Origin of the sequence: Enterobacter asburiae, from assembly GCF_001521715.1 — a bacterium.
Lineage (GTDB): Bacteria > Pseudomonadota > Gammaproteobacteria > Enterobacterales > Enterobacteriaceae > Enterobacter > Enterobacter asburiae.
In genome coordinates, this window is sequence record NZ_CP011863.1 from 2,880,817 (window position 1) to 2,899,664 (window position 18,848).

The 18,848-nt window shown below is 56.7% G+C and carries 18 protein-coding genes and 1 other annotated feature; of the genes, 4 read left to right on the top strand and 14 right to left on the bottom strand.

Translation table 11 applies throughout. The annotated features are described in order from the left end of the window. Positions 1–62 precede the first annotated feature (62 nt). The 6 genes from thrC to yjjY all read right to left on the bottom strand — a co-directional run bounded on the left by thrC (position 63) and on the right by yjjY (position 6,333). Positions 63–1,349 (bottom strand): threonine synthase, encoded by a 1,287-nt coding sequence (gene thrC / locus ACJ69_RS13905; protein WP_029740857.1) that lies wholly within the window; start codon positions 1,347–1,349, stop codon positions 63–65. A 3-nt stretch (positions 1,350–1,352) separates the two neighbouring features. Next, positions 1,353–2,282 carry a homoserine kinase gene (gene thrB, locus ACJ69_RS13910; RefSeq protein ID WP_023310337.1) on the bottom strand — a complete coding sequence of 310 codons (930 nt, stop codon included), beginning with the start codon at positions 2,280–2,282 and terminating at the stop codon, positions 1,353–1,355. Between the two features lies 1 nt (position 2,283). Beyond that, complete coding sequence (gene thrA / locus ACJ69_RS13915; RefSeq protein ID WP_029740856.1) at positions 2,284–4,746, bottom strand: bifunctional aspartate kinase/homoserine dehydrogenase I; 2,463 nt, start codon at positions 4,744–4,746, stop codon at positions 2,284–2,286. 24 nt (positions 4,747–4,770) lie between these two features. Further along, positions 4,771–4,888: a sequence feature (Thr leader region), on the bottom strand. After that, positions 4,827–4,895: a thr operon leader peptide gene (thrL, locus tag ACJ69_RS24265; RefSeq protein ID WP_015572623.1), complete on the bottom strand. Its 69-nt coding sequence runs from the start codon at positions 4,893–4,895 to the stop codon at positions 4,827–4,829. (Overlaps the previous feature by 62 nt.) A gap of 211 nt (positions 4,896–5,106) precedes the next feature. Beyond that, positions 5,107–5,793 (bottom strand): tRNA/rRNA methyltransferase, encoded by a 687-nt coding sequence (locus tag ACJ69_RS13920; protein WP_054829510.1) that lies wholly within the window; start codon positions 5,791–5,793, stop codon positions 5,107–5,109. 399 nt (positions 5,794–6,192) lie between these two features. After that, positions 6,193–6,333, bottom strand: a complete 141-nt coding sequence (gene yjjY / locus ACJ69_RS25320) for a YjjY family protein (protein ID WP_085928893.1) — start codon at positions 6,331–6,333, stop codon at positions 6,193–6,195. A gap of 95 nt (positions 6,334–6,428) precedes the next feature. On the opposite strand from yjjY, the gene arcA reads away from it, so the two are divergent. Further along, positions 6,429–7,145 carry a two-component system response regulator ArcA gene (gene arcA, locus ACJ69_RS13925; RefSeq protein ID WP_003856501.1) on the top strand — a complete coding sequence of 239 codons (717 nt, stop codon included), beginning with the start codon at positions 6,429–6,431 and terminating at the stop codon, positions 7,143–7,145. A 47-nt stretch (positions 7,146–7,192) separates the two neighbouring features. Here arcA and creD read toward each other — a convergent pair whose 3' ends face one another. Genes creD through creA form a run of 4 tightly spaced genes read right to left on the bottom strand, consistent with a single transcriptional unit; the run spans position 7,193 to position 11,200 of the window. Continuing rightward, on the bottom strand, positions 7,193–8,545 hold the full coding sequence (creD, locus tag ACJ69_RS13930; protein WP_059347196.1) for a cell envelope integrity protein CreD: 1,353 nt from the start codon (positions 8,543–8,545) through the stop codon (positions 7,193–7,195). 56 nt (positions 8,546–8,601) lie between these two features. Beyond that, a complete protein-coding gene (creC, locus tag ACJ69_RS13935) occupies positions 8,602–10,026 on the bottom strand; it encodes a two-component system sensor histidine kinase CreC (RefSeq protein WP_059347197.1) in 1,425 nt (474 codons plus the stop codon). Continuing rightward, the gene (gene creB / locus ACJ69_RS13940; protein WP_059347198.1) at positions 10,026–10,715 is read right to left on the bottom strand and encodes a two-component system response regulator CreB; all 690 of its coding nucleotides are present in this window, start codon (positions 10,713–10,715) and stop codon (positions 10,026–10,028) included. Before creB ends, creC begins: the two co-directional genes overlap by 1 nt. Positions 10,716–10,729: 14 nt before the next feature. After that, positions 10,730–11,200 (bottom strand): protein CreA, encoded by a 471-nt coding sequence (creA, locus tag ACJ69_RS13945; RefSeq protein WP_032642647.1) that lies wholly within the window; start codon positions 11,198–11,200, stop codon positions 10,730–10,732. Between the two features lie 211 nt (positions 11,201–11,411). Here creA and robA point away from each other — a divergent pair, with 211 nt between their 5' ends. Beyond that, positions 11,412–12,281, top strand: coding sequence for an MDR efflux pump AcrAB transcriptional activator RobA (gene robA, locus ACJ69_RS13950; RefSeq protein WP_059347199.1), 870 nt, complete (start codon positions 11,412–11,414; stop codon positions 12,279–12,281). Here robA and gpmB read toward each other — a convergent pair. Further along, entirely contained in the window at positions 12,278–12,925 is a 648-nt protein-coding gene (gene gpmB / locus ACJ69_RS13955; protein ID WP_023310332.1) for a 2,3-diphosphoglycerate-dependent phosphoglycerate mutase GpmB, read from the bottom strand. The genes robA and gpmB overlap by 4 nt on opposite strands. 50 nt (positions 12,926–12,975) lie before the next feature. Between gpmB and yjjX the strand changes: the two genes are divergently transcribed. Beyond that, positions 12,976–13,491, top strand: coding sequence for an inosine/xanthosine triphosphatase (yjjX, locus tag ACJ69_RS13960; RefSeq protein WP_023334447.1), 516 nt, complete (start codon positions 12,976–12,978; stop codon positions 13,489–13,491). Positions 13,492–13,518: 27 nt separating this feature from the next. Here the strand turns inward: yjjX and trpR are convergent, their stop codons facing one another. Together trpR and sltY are read right to left on the bottom strand one after the other, a co-directional pair. Further along, positions 13,519–13,848 (bottom strand): trp operon repressor, encoded by a 330-nt coding sequence (gene trpR, locus ACJ69_RS13965; protein WP_010427104.1) that lies wholly within the window; start codon positions 13,846–13,848, stop codon positions 13,519–13,521. Between the two features lie 55 nt (positions 13,849–13,903). Continuing rightward, a complete protein-coding gene (gene sltY / locus ACJ69_RS13970) occupies positions 13,904–15,841 on the bottom strand; it encodes a murein transglycosylase (RefSeq protein ID WP_059347200.1) in 1,938 nt (645 codons plus the stop codon). Positions 15,842–16,068: 227 nt separating this feature from the next. Between sltY and ettA the strand changes: the two genes are divergently transcribed. Further along, on the top strand, positions 16,069–17,736 hold the full coding sequence (gene ettA, locus ACJ69_RS13975; RefSeq protein WP_006810191.1) for an energy-dependent translational throttle protein EttA: 1,668 nt from the start codon (positions 16,069–16,071) through the stop codon (positions 17,734–17,736). 127 nt (positions 17,737–17,863) lie between these two features. On the opposite strand, the gene ACJ69_RS13980 is transcribed toward ettA, so the two are convergent. Next, positions 17,864–18,763, bottom strand: a complete 900-nt coding sequence (locus tag ACJ69_RS13980) for a LysR family transcriptional regulator (RefSeq protein WP_054829509.1) — start codon at positions 18,761–18,763, stop codon at positions 17,864–17,866. Between the last annotated feature and the right edge of the window lie 85 nt (positions 18,764–18,848).

The following is an 18,848-nucleotide window of genomic DNA, read 5'->3' on the forward strand; positions in this document are numbered from 1 at the left end:
ACGATTAGGTCATCGTGGTCGTTGTAGGCCCGGTAAGGCGTAGCCGCCACCGGGCAACACATTCACGCACGCGTCATCATCAGCTTACGCAGCGCGGCAAAATCTGCGGGTAGCTCATGTGACAGCAGCGGCAGGTCGGCGCGCTCGGCCAGCTCTTTCGGCAGCGGCAGCGTTTCGCCCAGGATCGCTTCTACGCTCTCTTTGAACTTTGCCGGATGCGCGGTGCCCAGGAACAGGCCATATTCACCCGGGTTAAGCTGGTCGCGCAGCGCGCGGTAGGCAATCGCCGCGTGCGGTTCAGAGGTATACCCCACCGCTTTCATCTCGCGCATCGTCTCTTTGGTGGTTTCATCCGTCACTGCAGCGTAGCCCAGATCGCCCAGACGCCAGATCTTACGGCGGAACAGCTCTTCCACACGCGGCCAGTTGTTCGGCTGTGACACATCCATCGCGTTGGAGAGCGTCGCCTGCGTGGCGTTCGGCGCCCACTTCCCGTCTTTCAGGAAGCGCGGCACGGTGTCGTTGGCGTTGGTCGCGGCGATAAAGCGTTTCACCGGCAGACCCAGGGATTTCGCCAGCAGACCCGCCGTCAGGTCACCGAAGTTACCGCTCGGCACGGAGATCACCAGCTGGTTGCGCGCTTCCTGCGGCAGCTGCGCCACCGCTTCGAAGTAGTAGCAGATCTGCGCCAGCAGACGGCTGATGTTGATGGAGTTGGCGGAGTTCAGACCCAGGGCCACCTTCAGCTCTTCGTCGTCGAAGGCCTGCTTGACCAGCGCCTGGCAAGCATCGAAATCGCCGTCGATCGCCACGGTTTCAATGTTGCCGCCGAGCGTACAGAACAGTTTTTCCTGCAGCGGGCTGATTTTGCCTTTCGGATAGAGGATCACCACGCGGACGTTTTTCAGGCCGTAGAACGCATGCGCCACCGCCGCACCGGTATCCCCGGAGGTCGCGGTCAGAATGGTCACCGGTTTGTCGCCGCTGATGTGGGTCAGCATCTGGGCCATAAAGCGGCCGCCGAAGTCTTTAAACGCCAGAGTCGGGCCGTGGAACAGCTCCAGGCAGCCAACGTCAGGCTCAACCTGCTTCACCGGCGCCGGGAAAGCGAACGCCGCACGCACGCGCTCTTCCAGCAGCTCCTGCGGAATTTCGTCGCCGATAAACGCAGACAGAATTTTGGTGCTGCGGGTGACGAAGTCCTGTTTCAGCAGCTCGTCGATGTCGGTCAGCTGGAATTCCGGCAGGTCATGCGGGAAGAACAGCCCCTGGTTTTTGCCCAGCCCCTGAGTTACCGCCTGCGCGAAGCTGACCTGCTCGTTATGATCTTTAAGGTTATAGAGTTTCATTAATTATCCCAGTACTCGTGCGCCAGCCGTGTCCAGACGGCAAATATGAACAAAGCCTTCCTGATTTTGCAGGTAGTGTTTAGAGAGCCAGTCCGCCACGCGCTGCGCGGTGTCAGGCTTGTCGCACAGGGCGAACAGCGTCGGGCCGGAGCCGGAGATGCCGCACGCCTGCGCGCCGATATCCATCGATGCCTGTCGCGCCTCGTTAAAGCCAGGCAACAGCTTCGTGCGGTACGGCTCGGCAATGACGTCCTTCATCAGCTTCGCCGCCAGCTGCGGCTGACGGGTGTAGCAGGCATGAATAAAGCCCGCCAGATGACGCCCGTGGGCGATACAGTCCTGACGACGATACTGCGCAGGCAGGATCGCACGCGCTTCCGCGGTAGAGACCTTAATGCCCGGATAGGCCAGCACCCACAGCCACTCATCAAACCCTGGCACCTGCTGGCTGATGATGCCATTTTCTTCGATCATCAGCTGCATGCCGCCAAGGAAGCACGGCGCCACGTTGTCATAGTGAATGCTGCCGGAGATGCGCCCTTCCAGCTCGCCCATCAATCCCAGCAGGCGGTTGTTGTTCAGCGGCTTGCCGCAGTGCTCGTTCATCGCCACCAGCGCGGCGACCACCGAACAGGCGCTGGAACCCAGTCCCGAGCCAATCGGCATGCTTTTTTCCAGCGTCATGGCGACCGGCACGTTTTTGCCGATCTCCTGACAGAAGCGTTCCCAGCACTGATAGACGATATTCTCGCGCGGGTCGGACGGCAGTTTGCTGGCGAAGCGGCCCACGTTATTCAGGCTGAAGCTGTCTGCCGCTTCCACCGTAACCGTATCGCCCAGCAGCGAACCATCCACCGGCGTCACCGCCGCACCCAGCACGTCAAATCCGACGCTCATATTCGCGCTGGAAGCCGGGGCATAAACTTTGACCATGTTAAACTCCTAACTTCCATGACAGGGTACGCAGCAGATCGGCAAACACACCCGCCGCCGTAACATCGTTCCCTGCGCCATAGCCGCGAAGCACCAGCGGCAGTGGCTGATAATAGTGGCTGTAAAACGCGAGGGCGTTTTCGCCGTTTTTGACTTTGTACAGCGGGTCGTTGCCATCCACTTCGGCAATCTTCACCCGGCACACGCCATCTTCTTCAATGTTGCCAACATAGCGCAATACCTTACCTTCATCACGGGCTTTCGCAACGCGAGCGGCAAAAGCATCGTCAAGCTGCGGCAAATTTGCCATAAATGCAGCGACATCACCGCTGCTGTCAAATTCTGCCGGCAGCACGGGTTCAATCACGATATCGGAAAGCTCAAGCTCACGGCCCGTTTCACGGGCGAGGATCAATAACTTACGCGCCACGTCCATACCGGAAAGGTCGTCACGCGGGTCCGGCTCGGTATAGCCCAGCTCGCGCGCGGCGCGGGTGGCTTCCGACAGGCTCATCCCTTCATCCAGCTTGCCGAAGATAAACGACAGCGAGCCGGAGAGAATGCCGGAGAAACGCTGCAGTTCGTCGCCCGCGTTGAGCAGGTTTTGCAGGTTCTCGATAACCGGCAGCCCCGCGCCCACGTTGGTGTCGTACAGGAACTTGCGGCGCGACTTGCTCGCCGCCAGACGCAGCTGGTGATAGTAATCCATCGACGAGGTGTTGGCCTTTTTGTTCGGCGTCACCACGTGGAAACCTTCGCGCAGGAAGTCGGCGTACTGGTCGGCCACCGCCTGGTTAGAGGTACAGTCGACGATCACCGGGTTAAGCAGATGGTACTCTTTCACCAGGCGGATCAGGCGGCCCAGGTTGAACGGCTCTTTCGCCTCGTTCATCTCGGCCTGCCAGTTTTCAAGGTTAAGGCCATGAACGTTGGTGAGTAGCGCTCTGGAGTTGGCAATCCCGCAGACGCGCAGATCGATATGTTTCTTCTTCAGCCACTCCTGCTGACGCTTCACCTGCTCCAGCAGCGCGCCGCCCACCCCGCCGACGCCAATCAGGAACAGCTCGATAACCTGATCGGTGTTGAACAGCATCTGGTGAACCACGCGTACGCCGGTGGTGGCGTCATCGTTGTCCACGACAACAGAAATTGAACGCTCTGACGAGCCCTGGGCAATCGCCACGATATTGATATTGGCACGCGCCAGCGCGGCAAAGAACTTGGCGGAGATACCGCGCAGCGTGCGCATGCCGTCGCCGACCACGGAGATGATCGCCAGGCGTTCCTGAATGGCGAGCGGCTCCAGCAGCTCTTCTTTCAGCTCCAGATAGAACTCTTCCTCCAGCGCGCGGCGGGCGCGCAGGCAGTCGGCCTGCGGCACGCAGAAGCTGATGCTGTATTCGGAAGAAGACTGGGTAATCAGCACCACCGAGATACCGTTGCGGGACATAGCAGCAAAGACGCGCGCCGCCATGCCGACCATCCCCTTCATCCCCGGACCGGAGACGCTGAACATCGCCATGTTGTTGAGGTTGGAGATGCCTTTGACCGGCAAACCGTCCTCATCGGTACTCGCGCCAATCAGCGTACCCGGCGCCTGCGGGTTACCGGTGTTTTTAATCAGGCAAGGGATCTGGAACTGGGCAATCGGGGAGATGGTACGCGGGTGAAGCACTTTGGCGCCGAAGTAGGAAAGCTCCATCGCCTCCTGGTACGACATCGACTTCAGCAGTCTGGCATCGGGTACCTGGCGCGGGTCGCAGGTATAAACGCCGTCGACGTCAGTCCATATCTCACAACAGTCAGCGCGTAAACAGGCGGCCAGCACGGCGGCGGAGTAATCGGAGCCGTTACGGCCCAGCACCACCAGCTCGCCCTTCTCGTTACCGGCGGTGAAGCCTGCCATCAGGATCATATGGTCAGAAGGAATTTTGCTGGCGGCGATACGGCGGGTTGATTCGGCAATATCAACGGTGGATTCGAGGTAGTGGCCCACCGCCAGCAGTTTTTCAACCGGATCGATTACGGTCACGCTATGGCCGCGCGCTTCCAGCACGCCGGCCATGATAGCGATAGAGAGTTTTTCGCCCCGGCAGATCAGCGCCGCGTTGACGCCGTCCGGGCACTGTCCGAGAAGGCTGATGCCGTGCAGGACATGTTTGATTTGCGCGAATTCCTGCTCAACGAAGGACTTCAGCTGAGCGTGCGGGAAGCCAGGCAGCGCCTCTGCCAGCCCTTGCAGCAAGTCAGCGAAGATACGTTCTGCGTCGCTGATGTTCGGGAGTGCATCCTGGCCACCGATGGTTTTTTCAATCATCGCCACCAGATGGTTCGTGATTTTTGCCGGGGCAGAGAGCACGGTAGCAACCTGCCCCTGCCTGGCGTTGCTTTCCAGGATATCGGCAACACGCAGAAAACGTTCTGCATTTGCCACTGATGTACCGCCGAACTTCAACACTCGCATGGTTCTACCTCGTTTCCTTTAGCCGAAAAAAAAGCCCGCACTGTCTAGGTGCGGGCTTTTTTTTGTTTTTCCTGTACGCGTCAGCCCGCATCGTTACCTGTGGTAATGATGATGGTTGTAGTAATGGTGGTGATGCTGATGCGTTTCATGGATGTTGTGTACTCTGTCATTATTATCTGTCTGTCCTGTATTCTTTTAGGGTTAAAGGATCGGGCACCTTAAGTCAACGAATTTTTAATTTGATCACAATTCGGGAGACTCTCACCTCCCGCTGTTTGCAGATTTATTTTCATCCGATTCGCCCAGATGCAACCCATCAGGACAGACTTATTCGCCATATTAAAAACTTATGACAGGATTTTACTCCGCCAATTTTTTTTCAATATCGTGCAGCAAACGGTGCAGCATTGCGGTGTCACGCTGCTCAAGACGGCCCAAACGCTGCTGCAGCCAGTCAGCCATTTTCTGATCGTCCGCTACCCCCAGCAGAGACAAGAGGTGCTCAACGCGAGCGCGCAGCGCAGCCAGCTGATTTTCATTTGCCCCTTCTGCCGGAGGTTGGGGGATTTGTATTAGGGAGGCTAATTGATAGCAGTAGACCATGACCGACTGGCCTAAATTCAGGGAGGGGTAATCGGCGACCATCGGCGCACCGGTAAGAACGTCCGCCAGCTCCAGCTCTTCGTTGGTTAATCCGGAATCCTCGCGACCAAACACCAGCGCGGCCTTCTCCAGCCACTGGCTTTTCTCGCTCAGCATCGGCACCAGCTCCGCTGGCGTGGCATAGTAATGGAACTTCGCACGGCTGCGCGCGGTGGTCGCGACGGTAAACGAAATGTCGTGCAGCGCATCAGCAAGCGTAGCGTAAGTGGTTATATTATCTAGGATATCGCCCGATCCGTGCGCAACCCAACGCGCCGCAGGCTCCAGGTGGGCAGTGCTGTCCACGATACGTAAATCGGTGAACCCCATAGTCTTCATGGCACGCGCGGCAGCGCCTATATTTTCGGCTCTGGCTGGGGCAACCAGTACAATCGACAGATGCATTTATGCTCTCTTTTTAATCAGTTAGCGGGTAAAAATGTGATGCACTTCAACATATTACGCAGCACGAATTTACAAAATTGCAACACAAATCACCGAAATAGCGTTTCATAATAAATTAAAAACGCTAAACTATTCCTTGTCTGAACAATCAGTTAGAATGTTAACAGAACACTATTATCCCTATGTTTTATAATGATAATAGCAACATGAATACCCTATTCTGATTGGATTCGCTTCGTTTATAAATCAATGTCCGCAACTAGTTGGTTTATTGAAAAATTGTGACAAAGGCTAGCATTCCGCTACGATGATTTCATCAAACTGTTAACGTGCTACAATTGAACTTGATATATGTCAACGAAGCGTAGTTTTATTGGGTGTCTGGTGTCACTTAGCCTGTTATGTTGCTGTTAAAATGGTTAGGATGACAGCCGTTTTTGACACTGTCGGGTCCAAAGGGAAAGTACCCAAGACCAAGCTAATGATGTTGTTGACGTTGATGGAAAGTGCATCAAGAACGCAATTACGTACTTTAGTCACGTTAAGCCGATCATGTTAATTTGCGACATGCATCAGGCAGGTCAGGGACTTTTGTACTTCCTGTTTCGATTTAGTTGGCAATTTAGGTAGCAAACATGCAGACCCCGCACATTCTTATCGTTGAAGACGAGTTGGTAACACGCAACACGTTAAAGAGCATTTTCGAAGCAGAAGGCTACGATGTCTTTGAAGCGACCGATGGCGCAGAGATGCATCAGATCCTTTCTGAAAATGATATCAACCTGGTGATCATGGATATTAACCTGCCGGGCAAAAACGGTCTTCTTCTGGCGCGCGAACTGCGCGAGCAGGCGAACGTCGCGTTAATGTTCCTGACGGGCCGTGATAACGAAGTTGATAAAATTCTTGGCCTGGAAATCGGTGCGGATGACTACATCACCAAGCCGTTCAATCCTCGCGAGTTAACCATTCGTGCACGCAACCTGCTGTCCCGCACCATGAACCTGGGTACGGTCAGCGAAGAGCGTCGTAGCGTAGACAGCTACAAATTCAACGGCTGGGAACTTGATATCAATAGCCGTTCGCTGATTAGCCCGAACGGTGAGCAGTATAAACTGCCGCGCAGTGAATTCCGCGCGATGCTGCACTTCTGCGAAAACCCGGGCAAAATTCAGTCCCGTGCAGAGCTGCTGAAGAAAATGACCGGCCGTGAGCTGAAACCGCACGACCGTACCGTAGACGTGACCATTCGTCGTATTCGTAAGCATTTCGAATCTACGCCAGATACGCCGGAAATCATCGCCACGATCCACGGCGAAGGGTATCGTTTCTGTGGCGATCTGCAGGAGTAATCCCGCAGTTAACGCATTAAAAAACGGCGCATTTGCGCCGTTTTTTTTTATTTCCAGATCCGCATCGTATCGTCATCCGGTGCTGCGGGTGGCTCAGGTCGCTTCGGCTGAGAGAGCGAGTACCAGTCGAAATGCCGGGTCAGGTACATCACGGCGAAAAGCGCCAGCGCGAGAACCGCTGACCCCAGCAGCAGCGCGCTGTCCTCCGATCGCAGCAGGAACCACATCACAACATCCAGCCCGAGCAGCGCCAGCACAAACAGCCCGCTGCGCTTCCAGCTTTTCAGCACGGCCTGCAGGTACATTCCGTTCATCGCTGCGCCAACCAGGCTTGCAACAACCCAGGCTGGCGTAAAACCGACGTGTTCAGACAGCGCCAGCAGCACCAGATAGAACAGGACCAGCGACAGCCCCACCAGCAGATACTGCATCGGGTGAAGGCGTAATCCGGTTAAGGTTTCGAAGACGAAGAAGGCCATAAACGTCAGCGCAATCAGCAAAATGGCGTACTTGATCGCACGGTCAGTCAGCTGATACTGATCGGCGGGCGTGGCTACCGTGACGCTAAAGGCCGGGAGTGCCTCCCACTCCGGCGACTCCTTGTCGTAGAACCAGCTCTCAAGGTTATTCGCAAACCAGCTGCTCTGCCAGTTCGCCTGGAAACCAGACTCACCTATCTGATGCTTAACAGGGAGATAATCGCCCATAAAACCCGGATGCGGCCAGTTGCTGTTGAGCGTCATTTCGCTATTACGCCCTACCGGCACCACCGCAAAACTGCCGGTTCCTGCCAGGCTGAGGGACATCTCAAGCGCAAACGTTTTGGCTTCCAGCGCTTTGTCGGTCAGCGGGATGTGGATCCCAGCAAGCGCCCCGTAGACGCCTGAACCGGGTTCCACGCTTAGCGTCTCACCGTTGATTTTAGAGATACTGACCGTGCCAATACCCCGCGCATCGCCAACGCCCGTCACGATAAACGGCTGCCCTGTCGCGATCGTTTCCCCTTTCAGCTGCTTCAGCTCTTCGGTATTAAACTGCGCTTTTATCTTCAGGTCAGTGTTCCAGATTTGCCCGTCGTAGATGCCAATATTGCGGGACTCCACGCGCTGGTTACCTTCCACAACCAGAGATTCCGGCAGAATGAAATGCATATAGCTTTTCTTGTATTCGACCTTCTTCTCGTCCTCTATCTTGTAAAAGATCTCCGTCATCGGAATCGCAATCATCGGGCCGACCAGCTTTTGCGGCCCGCTGGTACTCTGGCGTAGCGTATTTTCGACATCGTTGCGATAGCTCTCCCGCTCTGATATCAGGTTACTGACCATAAACAGCGGAACTAACAGCAGCAGGATGCACCCCAGCAGGGTGCTTACTTTCCAGAACAGGGGGGATTTCATCATTACGTCTCCTTTGTGATGAGGAGAGCGTAACCAGGCCGTGCGGGGTCAGTTTGAAGTTATGTGAAGGGACGGTGAAGCGTCAGCGTGGCCATCACGCCGCCTTCATCACGATTACGCAATGTAATCTCTCCCTGATGCAGACGCGCCACCTCCTGGACAAACGCCAGCCCGAGTCCGCTGCTCTTCAACCCGTTCTCGCGCGGCAGGGAATAGAAGCGTTCAAAAATACGCTCCAGCGCGTAATCCGGGATCCCGCTTCCGCTGTCGGCGACGAGAATCTGTATCTGCCCCTGCTCTTCCCTGGCCGCCAGTTCAACAGCACCACCCTGCGGCGAAAAATCGATAGCGTTATCCAGCAAGTTACCGAGCGCCTGCTCGAGCAGGTCGGGATCGCCTTCAACATGAAGCGAAGCGGGCTGGAGGGTCAGCCCAATCTCTTTTGCCGCCAGCAGCGCCGAGCGCGCGTCGACAAGACGCGTAAACAGCAGATCGACGCGGACGTTCTGAGGCGTAATCTCGACGCGATTTTCAAGCCGCGCCTGGGTGAGCAGTTTTTCAACCAGCGACTGCATGCGCGCGTTTTGCACCAGAATATTATCGATAAACCGCGCGGCCACCTGCGGCGGCGGCTGCTCGGAGAGAATTTCCGCCGCGCCGCGTATGGCGGCGATGGGGCTTTTCAGCTCGTGGGTCAGCGCATGGACATAGTGTTCAATGTAGTTTTTCCCTTCCAGGCGAATGCGCATATTCTCCAGCGCCTGGGCCAGCTTGTGCAGTTCGCTGCTGCCAGGATTAGGCAGCGGGAGAGGCGTATCCGTGGTCACCGAGTCGGCATAGCGCGATAACGTACTGATAGAACGATTGATCCACCAGGCGACGAGAAGACCGATCAGCAGGGCAATGCCGAGCAGCGCCCCGCCTGCCCACAGGATCCGCCGCTCGCTGCGATGGATAACCGGTGCCATCGCGCTGTTAGGTTTCCCGACCGACAGCACGCCGATAATCTTGCCCTGATCCACAACCGGCGCAGCAACATACATCACCGTGCTCTCCGGATCGTCAGGATGGCTCTGGGTACTGCGCGCGCCGTATTCGCCGCGAAGCGTCAGCCAGACGTCGTTCCAGCGCGAGTAATCTTGCCCCACGGCCAGACCGGCGGAATCAAACACGACGCGACCCTGCGCATCGGTCATGTAGACGTGGTACTCGTTACGCACTTTATGAATCCCGCCGATATTGGCGCGGAAAGGGCGCTGATGAAGCTGAGAAAAGGCCTGCGCCAGTTTACCCTGCTGCGCATGGCCCGAAAGCAAATCATCACGCCCGATTTCAGCCAGCAGGGTCGCGGTATCGATTAACGTGCCCTCGGTTGCCCTGCGCACGCCGGGCTTTACTTCCTGAACAAAGATCGACAGCACAAACCACGCGGCGATGGCCACGATCAGGAAGTACCCCAGCAATAGCCGCATCCCAATGCGCATCAGTAAAGGCCCAGACTGTAGCCCATACCGCGATGGGTGCTGATGGGTGAGAGTTCCTCGTTCACCGCCCGCAGCTTGGCGCGCAGGGTTTTGATGTGGGTGTCCACGGTACGATCGAAGCTGTCGCCGTCTTCACCCCATACCTTGTCCATGAGCTGCTGACGAGAAAAGACCCGCCCGGGGGCCTGCAACAAGGTTTTGAGCAGCAAGAATTCGTAGCGGGTCAGGGGCAGTGCTTCCCCGCACCAGCTAATCCGCGCGGCAGGCTCGTTCAGTTCAAACTGCCCGATACGCAACGTTTCTGATGGTGCGGCGGATTTCTGCATGCGCCGTAAAATCGTCCGCACCCGGGCGCAGACTTCACGAGGGGAGAAAGGTTTCGCAACGTAGTCATCAGCCCCCATTTCCAGGCCAAGCAGCTTGTCTACCTCATCACTGCGCGCCGTCAGAAACAGCACGGGCAGTGAGGGATGCTGCGCCAGCAGCTGGCGACAAAGCTCAAATCCACTGATGTCCGGCAGCCCGACGTCCAGAATGGCGAGCGCCGGAGCCTGCCGCCGCGCCGCCTCCAGCACGGGTAAACCGCGTTCAAACGCCTTTACCGCGAATCCTTCCTGCTGAAGCATGTAGATCAGCGTATCGGCGATACTGGTTTCGTCTTCAACCAGCCAGACCACAGGTTGTTGCATGGTTCATCCCTGAATTAATGCCACGGCATAATCGGCACCGCGCTGATCGCGTTTTTCGGCGAGCCTTCTACCACTTTGTCAGAGTAGGCAAGGTACGCCAGGGTGTTGCGTTTGGCATCATAGAAACGCACCACCTGCAGTTTTTTAAACACTAGCGAGGTCCGTTTCTGGAATACCACGTCGCCCTGCGCTTTGCCGTTTTTAATTTTATCGCTCAACTCAACCGGCCCCACCTGCTGACAGGAAATCGCCGCATCGGAGGTATCTTCCGCCAGCCCCAGCCCGCCTTTGATACCGCCCGTTTTCGCGCGGCTGACGTAGCAGGTAACGTTTTTCACGTCCGGATCGTCAAACGCCTCCACCACAATTTTGTGGTCTGGGCCAAACATTTTGAACACGGTATCGACGGAGCCAATCTGTTCTGCCTGCGCCGCGCGTCCGACCATCAGCATCAGCGCGGTGAAGATCAAAGTCTTGTATTTCATATTGTTACCATTCTTTAAAATTACACTGAGCGATTATTCAACACTTTAGACAAAAATGTAGCAAGATCACAGGATTAGAATATATCTGCCTGTAATGTGCTCTAAAAAGCATGAATGCGCAAAAAAAACACTGAATGCTAAAACATCAAAAAATGCTATTATCCGCTAACCTGTTATCAGGCACCTGCTGTTTTAAGGATGAGGATAGTATATGGATCAGGCTGGAATTATTCGCGACCTGCTCACCTGGCTGGAAGGTCATCTCGACCAGCCTTTGTCACTTGATAATGTGGCGGCTAAAGCAGGCTATTCCAAGTGGCATCTGCAAAGGATGTTCAAGGATGTCACCGGTCATGCTATCGGGGCCTATATTCGCGCACGTCGTTTATCAAAATCTGCGGTGGCTTTGCGCCTGACCGCGCGGCCGATTCTGGATATTGCCCTGCAATATCGTTTCGATTCACAGCAGACCTTCACCCGCGCCTTTAAAAAACAGTTCTCGTTGACGCCAGCGCTTTATCGTCGCTCGCCTGACTGGAGCTCGTTTGGCATGCGTCCGCCGCTGCGTCTGGGTGAGTTCGCGATGCCGAAATATGAAATTGTCGCGCTGCCGGAAACCCATCTGATCGGCACAACCCAGAGCTACTCCTGTTCACTGGAGCAGATTTCTGAGTTCCGTCATCAGATGCGCGTCCAGTTCTGGCGCGACTTCCAGAGCCACGCACCGGCGATCCCGCCGATCCTGTATGGCCTCAACGAAACGCACCCAAGCCAGGAAAAAGACGACGAGCAGGAGGTGTTCTACACCACCGCGCTGACGCCAGAGATGGCGAATGGGTATATTCAGGGTTCGAAGCCTGTCGTGCTGGAAGGCGGCGAATACGTGATGTTCGCCTATGAAGGGCTGGGAACGGGGGTTCAGGAATTTATCCTGACCGTTTACGGAACCTGCATGCCGATGCTGAATCTGAATCGCCGTAAAGGTCAGGACATTGAGCGCTACTACCCGGCGCAGGATGCCAAACCGGAAGAAGGCCCAATCAATCTGCGTATGGAATTCTTGATTCCGATACGTCGTTAACGCTGCAGTTCGTCAAGCGCAGGGGCATCGAGATGCGAAATGTCCCCTGCCATCTCCACTACCCAGCCCGACGCCAGCCACGCGCTTTCCTGATAATCAATTCGGGAAATGGAGCAGTTGCGCAGACGCAAACGGCGCTCAGCGTAAGCCGGTAACCCCAGAATGGTGCTCACCAGGCAACCCAACGCAATCCCGTGACTCACCAGCAGCGGACGGCTTCCCGCCGGAAGCTTCAGGCATTCCGCCAGTGCGGCATGCATGCGTACGCTAAGCTCCTGCATGGATTCGCCTTCAGGAATACGGCCATCTTCGGTACCGTTCACCAGCGTGCGGCGCCAGCCCTCCTCCGCTTCCGTCAGCGTATCGATATGGCGTTTTTCCAGCACGCCCATATCCAGCTCGCGCAGGCGCGGCTCCAGCATGACGTCACAGCCGCAGGCATCTGCAATGATGCGCGCCGTCTGCTGTGTGCGACCAAGATCGCTGGTGATAACGTGCGTAATGCCCAGCGTTCTGGCGCGTTCCGCCACCTGCCACGCTTGCTGCACACCCTTCTCAGTGAGAGGACTGTCTGACTGGCCTTGAATACGTCGCTCGGCGTTCCACTGCGTTTCACCGTGGCGAACAAGGTATACCTGTAACATGCTTTTTTTCCGTTATACTGCGATGAGTTTTTTTTGAATCGAGCTTAATTATGCACCATGTTGTCTCTGCTACCACTAATCCTGCCAAAATTCAGGCAATTCTAAGGGCATTTGACGAGATCTTCGGCGCAGGATCCTGCCATATTGAGGCCATCGGCGTCGAGAGCGGCGTTCCTGAACAGCCGTTTGGCAGCGAGGAAACGCGCGCTGGCGCACGAAATCGCGTGGCAAACGCTAAGGCCGCGGCCCCGAATGCCGACTTTTGGGTAGCGATTGAAGCAGGTATCGACGAAGGCGCAACCTTTAGCTGGGTGGTCATCGAAAGCCGCGAGCAGCGCGGTGAAGCGCGTTCGGCCACCCTGCCGCTGCCGGAGATCATTCTGGAAAAAGTCCGTGCGGGTGAAGCGCTCGGGCCGGTGATGTCGCAGTACACCGGCATCGATGAGATTGGTCGTAAAGAAGGGGCGATTGGCGTCTTTACCGCAGGCGCGCTGACGCGTTCTGGCGTTTACCACCAGGCGGTGATTCTGGCGTTAAGCCCGTTCCATAACGCGATTTATCGGTAAGTTTGTAGGCCGGATAAGGCGTAGCCGTCATCCGGCGTTTTTCAGCAATACCGCTTCCAGCCACTGGCGCAGCTCAACCGGTGCCGACTTCAGGCTGTTCGAGCCGCGGGTGATCGTTGCGATACCCGCGCCGAGCTCGTTTTTCAGCTCGCGCTGGCTCATCTCGCCGCGCAGCAGCTCTTCAATGATCCGCACGCGCGTGCCCAGCGCCTCACGCTCGTCCGGCGTGAGCATCAGCTGCATAAGGGGCAAGTGCAAATCCTGCTCGTATGACTGACGCAGCAGCTCCACAAAACGAAGCCACTCCTGATGACGTTGTTCGGCCATTGCCGAGGAATACGGGGAATGCTGGGTCATGTTATGCTGCCTCTTGTACTCATTAGCGAGTACAGCATAACACAACCCACGCCGATCAGTAACGTCTCTGCCACTCGGCATCGCTCATCAGGGTATCTTTCTGACCCATGAAGTAGCGATAGTAGGCGTCATAGGCCAGCACGTTCTTCACGTAGCCGCGCGTTTCTGAGAACGGGATGCTCTCGACAAACGCTACCGCGTCGATGCGTCCGGCGCTGTTGCCGAGCCAGGTGCGCACGCGTCCAGGCCCCGCGTTATACGCCGCCGAAGAGAAGATGCGGTTATTGCCGAACTGCTGATACACGTACTGGAGATAGCTGGTACCGATGTTGATATTGGTATCCGGATCCAGGAGCTGTGACGGGCTGCTGTACCCCGGAATATTAAACATCTTCACCGTGTGCGTCGCCGTGCCCGGCATAATCTGCATCAGGCCGCTGGCGCCCACCGGGGAGCGGACTTTCGGGTTCCACGCGCTCTCCTGGCGGGCAATCGCCATCGCGTAGCTTTGCGGGATATCTTTGCCGCTGGTATAGCGATCGAAAAGATCTTTGTACGCCAGCGGGAAACGCTCTTCCAGATGATCCCAGAGCTTACCGGCGATCGTCGCCTGCACGCTGAGATCCCACCAGTGATTATCAAACGCATAGCGGGCGAGCTGGGCTTTCTCATCGGTGGTGCGGCTGGTCACCAGATTCGCCCACTCGCTGCGCGCGGTGTTATCCATATTCCAGTACATCAGCTCGCGAACGCGCGCCATTTCTGGCCCCTGCGTCAGCGCCGGGTTCGCGTTAGCAGGCGCTTTATCTATACGGAAGGTGTACTCCTCGCCCAGACGCTGCGCGGCGGCCATCGGGTAAAACCCGCGCTGCTGCATCAGCGTATGGAGGATCTCTTTGGCTTCATCATCACGGCCGCGCTCCATCAGCAGATCGGCCTGCCAGTAGCGCCATTCGTCTTTCTCTTTGGCCTCCATTGGCAAACGCGCGAGCCAGGTATTGAGCCCGCGACGATCGCCCGTGCCCAGCGCCATGCGCACGCGGCGTTCCACCAGCGACGTAGAATTCGAACGCATAATGGCATCGTCACGCCAGCGCGCCTGTTCATCGGTCACATCGGTGCCCATCAGTCGCCACGCCACAATGTCGCGCAGCTCCTGGGTTTGCTCCTTATTGAGCTGCTGTGCCTGCACCAGCTGCGGGATCATTAGCCGCGCGTTTTCGACATCGTCACGCGCCACGCTGGCAAAGGCCACCGCCGCCATCTGGCGGGTAAAATCGGTCGCGCCCGTACTGCGGGCAAAGGTCAGCACGCTGTTCGGATCGTTTGCCAGCGAGATAACCGCCGTGGAGATCGTCTGGTAATCGGACGGCATCTGCCCCGCCAGCGTGGTCACCAGACGCGTGTTACCGGCTTTCATCGCCAGACGGATGCGCTCAAGGTAAGACAGCGGATCCTGCTTGCCGGAAGCACGCCACGCGCTAAACAGGGAATCACAGGCGTTCGGCTGGTTTTTTCCGGTCAGCCAGAGCTCTTTCGCTCCGGCCCAGGCCTCTTCCTGCTGGCCGGTCGCCCATTTTGCGTAGTAATAGTTACACTGGGCTTCGGTGGCGTTCGGCTTCTCAGGGCTAAACGCCAGCAGGCCGCGCCAGTCCTCGCGACGCGCCAGCTCATTCACAAAACGAGACTGGAGATTTCGGGCTGGCGGCAGGGTTGGGTTCGCCTGAATGAAGTTATTCACGGTGACGGTGGGTTGGTTCATCAGATCGTCGGTTATCTGGCGATACTCCAGATACGGATACAGCGGATAATCCTTTAGCGTCGGCATCAGCGCCTGCACGGTATCCATCTGCTTGTTGTCCCACGCCTGTTTAATCTGGGCGTAGCGGTTACGTTGTTCATCCAGTGAATCGGCATGCACCGCCTGGCTTACCGCCATTACGCATACGCTGGCAGCCAGCAGACGCCAGACCACCCGTTTGGCTTTTTCCACAAGCTCTTCCTCATTGTTTTTTCGTCAATTGCAGCGTCTTGCCACGTCAAAGTCTAATTAACTTATGCTAACCAGGCATCCTTCAACGCGCCACGTCATGGACACTTTTTTACCTTTCTTGCGCGTTTTAACACTCCCGACGTTCCTGGCTGGGATTAGGACGTGAAAAAGGCTACACTTCGAGGCTGAAATTCCTTCTCATTACGATAAAAGAGGCGAAGTCCAACGTGGCTCAATTCGTTTATACCATGCATCGTGTCGGCAAAGTTGTCCCGCCGAAACGTCATATTCTTAAAAATATCTCGCTGAGCTTCTTCCCGGGCGCAAAAATCGGTGTTCTGGGTCTCAACGGTGCCGGTAAGTCCACCCTGCTGCGCATCATGGCCGGGATTGATACAGACATCGAAGGTGAAGCCCGTCCGCAGCCTGGCATCAAGATTGGTTACCTGCCGCAGGAACCTCAGCTGAACCCGGAACACACCGTTCGCGAATCCGTTGAAGAAGCGGTTTCCGAAGTGGTTAACGCGCTGAAAGGTCTGGATGAAGTGTATGCCAAATACGCCGAGCCGGATGCGGACTTCGACAAACTGGCCGCGCAGCAGGGCAAGTATGAAGAGATCATCCAGGCGCACGACGGTCACAACCTGAACGTGCAGCTGGAGCGCGCGGCTGATGCCCTGCGTCTGCCGGACTGGGATGCGAAAATCGCTAACCTCTCCGGTGGTGAACGCCGCCGCGTGGCGCTGTGCCGCCTGCTGCTGGAAAAACCAGACATGCTGCTTCTCGACGAACCGACTAACCACCTGGATGCGGAATCCGTGGCGTGGCTGGAGCGCTTCCTGCACGACTTCGAAGGCACCGTTGTGGCGATTACCCACGACCGTTACTTCCTCGACAACGTCGCTGGCTGGATCCTGGAGCTGGACCGCGGCGAAGGTATTCCGTGGGAAGGCAACTACTCCTCATGGCTGGAGCAGAAAGATCAGCGTCTGGCGCAGGAAGCTTCTCAGGAAGCGGCGCGTCGTAAGTCTATCGAGAAAGAGCTGGAGTGGGTTCGTCAGGGCGCGAAAGGCCGTCAGTCTAAGGGCAAAGCCCGTCTGGCACGCTTTGAAGAGCTTAACAATACCGAATACCAGAAACGTAACGAAACCAACGAACTGTTTATTCCACCTGGAGCACGTCTGGGGGATAAAGTGGTTGAAGTTACCAACCTGCGTAAGTCCTACGGCGACCGTCTGCTGATCGACGACCTGACCTTCTCCGTACCGAAAGGCGCTATCGTTGGCATCATCGGTCCGAACGGCGCGGGTAAATCGACACTGTTCCGCATGATGTCCGGTCAGGAACAGCCTGACAGCGGCTCTATCACCCTGGGTGAAACCGTGAAGCTGGCCTCCGTTGACCAGTTCCGTGACGCGATGGATAACAGCAAAACCGTGTGGGAAGAAGTGTCCGGCGGTCTGGATATCATGCGTATCGGCAACACCGAGATGCCAAGCCGCGCCTATGTTGGCCGCTTTAACTTCAAAGGCACCGACCAGGGCAAACGCGTGGGCGAACTGTCCGGCGGCGAGCGCGGTCGTCTGCACCTGGCGAAGCTGCTGCAGGTGGGCGGCAACGTTCTGCTGCTCGATGAACCAACAAACGACCTGGACATTGAAACCCTGCGCGCGCTGGAAAACGCCCTGCTGGAGTTCCCGGGCTGCGCGATGGTTATCTCGCACGACCGCTGGTTCCTGGACCGTATCGCGACCCACATCCTGGACTATCAGGACGAAGGAAAGGTGGAGTTCTTCGAAGGTAACTTCACCGAATACGAAGAGTACAAGAAACGCACGCTGGGCGCCGACGCGCTGGAGCCGAAGCGTATTAAGTACAAGCGTATTGCGAAATAAAAGCAAAACGGCAACTTCGGTTGCCGTTTTTTATGTTTGTACCCTCTCCCCGTGGGAGAGGGCCAGGGTGAGGGCATCAGGCCGCACAGTTTGTAGGCCGGGTAAGCGTGAGCGCCACCCGGCTTTTTTATTTGCCCACGTAATACCGCTTCACCTCGTCAAACTGCATCGCAAAGTCGATATAGCTCATCAGCGCAGGCGAATTCAGCTTGCGGCTCGGGTAGGCCAGCCACAGATCGTTACCTTCAACATTCCACTCCGGCAGCACCTGAACCAGAGCACCTTTTTCAATTTTATCTTCCAGCAGAAACGCGGGTAAGAGCGTGATCCCCGCACCGGCAATCGCACACTCGCGGGCGTATACCAGATTATCGGTCATGTGCACGTTATCCGGCAGGTAGCGGTAATCCTCGCTCTCGCTTCGCAGAAGCCACTCCGACCACGCCCGGTGCGTAATGCAGCGGTGATCCACTAGCTGACGGGGATGCGTCAGCGGCTCCCGACGCGCCAGATACCCCGGCGAGGCCAGCATGTAGCGCGGGCAGTGCCCGATCATCCGGCCAATCAGGGAGGAGTCCTGCGGCTTACCGGTACGCAGCGCTACGTCAAACCCGGCCTCGACCAGATCCACCACGTCATCAGAAATCGACACATCCAGCGAAACGTCAGGATAGCGAATCTGGAACTCGGCGTTCATATGCGCCAGCAGCGTCGCCCCTATCCCCGCCGGACAGGTGATGCGCAGCCGCCCGCTCGGGTTTTCGCGCAGGCGCTGAATGGCGTACTCTGCCCGCTCGCTGGCTGCCAGCATCTCGCGACAGTGCACCAGATAGTGCTCACCCGCAAACGTCAGGCTGATCCTGCGCGTGGTGCGGTTGAGCAAGCGGATCCCCACCTGCTGCTCCAGCTGGCTAATTCGCTGGCTAACACTCGATTTCGGCAGTTCGGCTTTCTGGGCCGCCGCGGTAAAGCTGCCCATCTCCGCCACCAGCGCGAACAGCGCCATATCCTGCAGCTGTTTAAACATGATTGTTCATCCTGTACGAACGCTGAGTTCTTGATTGTCCATCTTATCATGCAGCTGACCACTTAATAGACTAGCCTCAACAAAA

Coding starts and splice junctions, on each gene's coding strand:
- thrC (WP_029740857.1), bottom strand. CDS start 1,349: ATGAAACTCTATAACCTTAAAGATCATAACGAGCAGGTCAGCTTCGCG.
- thrB (WP_023310337.1), bottom strand. CDS start 2,282: ATGGTCAAAGTTTATGCCCCGGCTTCCAGCGCGAATATGAGCGTCGGA.
- thrA (WP_029740856.1), bottom strand. CDS start 4,746: ATGCGAGTGTTGAAGTTCGGCGGTACATCAGTGGCAAATGCAGAACGT.
- ACJ69_RS13920 (WP_054829510.1), bottom strand. CDS start 5,793: ATGCATCTGTCGATTGTACTGGTTGCCCCAGCCAGAGCCGAAAATATA.
- arcA (WP_003856501.1), top strand. CDS start 6,429: ATGCAGACCCCGCACATTCTTATCGTTGAAGACGAGTTGGTAACACGC.
- creD (WP_059347196.1), bottom strand. CDS start 8,545: ATGATGAAATCCCCCCTGTTCTGGAAAGTAAGCACCCTGCTGGGGTGC.
- creC (WP_059347197.1), bottom strand. CDS start 10,026: ATGCGCATTGGGATGCGGCTATTGCTGGGGTACTTCCTGATCGTGGCC.
- creB (WP_059347198.1), bottom strand. CDS start 10,715: ATGCAACAACCTGTGGTCTGGCTGGTTGAAGACGAAACCAGTATCGCC.
- creA (WP_032642647.1), bottom strand. CDS start 11,200: ATGAAATACAAGACTTTGATCTTCACCGCGCTGATGCTGATGGTCGGA.
- robA (WP_059347199.1), top strand. CDS start 11,412: ATGGATCAGGCTGGAATTATTCGCGACCTGCTCACCTGGCTGGAAGGT.
- gpmB (WP_023310332.1), bottom strand. CDS start 12,925: ATGTTACAGGTATACCTTGTTCGCCACGGTGAAACGCAGTGGAACGCC.
- yjjX (WP_023334447.1), top strand. CDS start 12,976: ATGCACCATGTTGTCTCTGCTACCACTAATCCTGCCAAAATTCAGGCA.
- trpR (WP_010427104.1), bottom strand. CDS start 13,848: ATGACCCAGCATTCCCCGTATTCCTCGGCAATGGCCGAACAACGTCAT.
- ACJ69_RS13980 (WP_054829509.1), bottom strand. CDS start 18,763: ATGTTTAAACAGCTGCAGGATATGGCGCTGTTCGCGCTGGTGGCGGAG.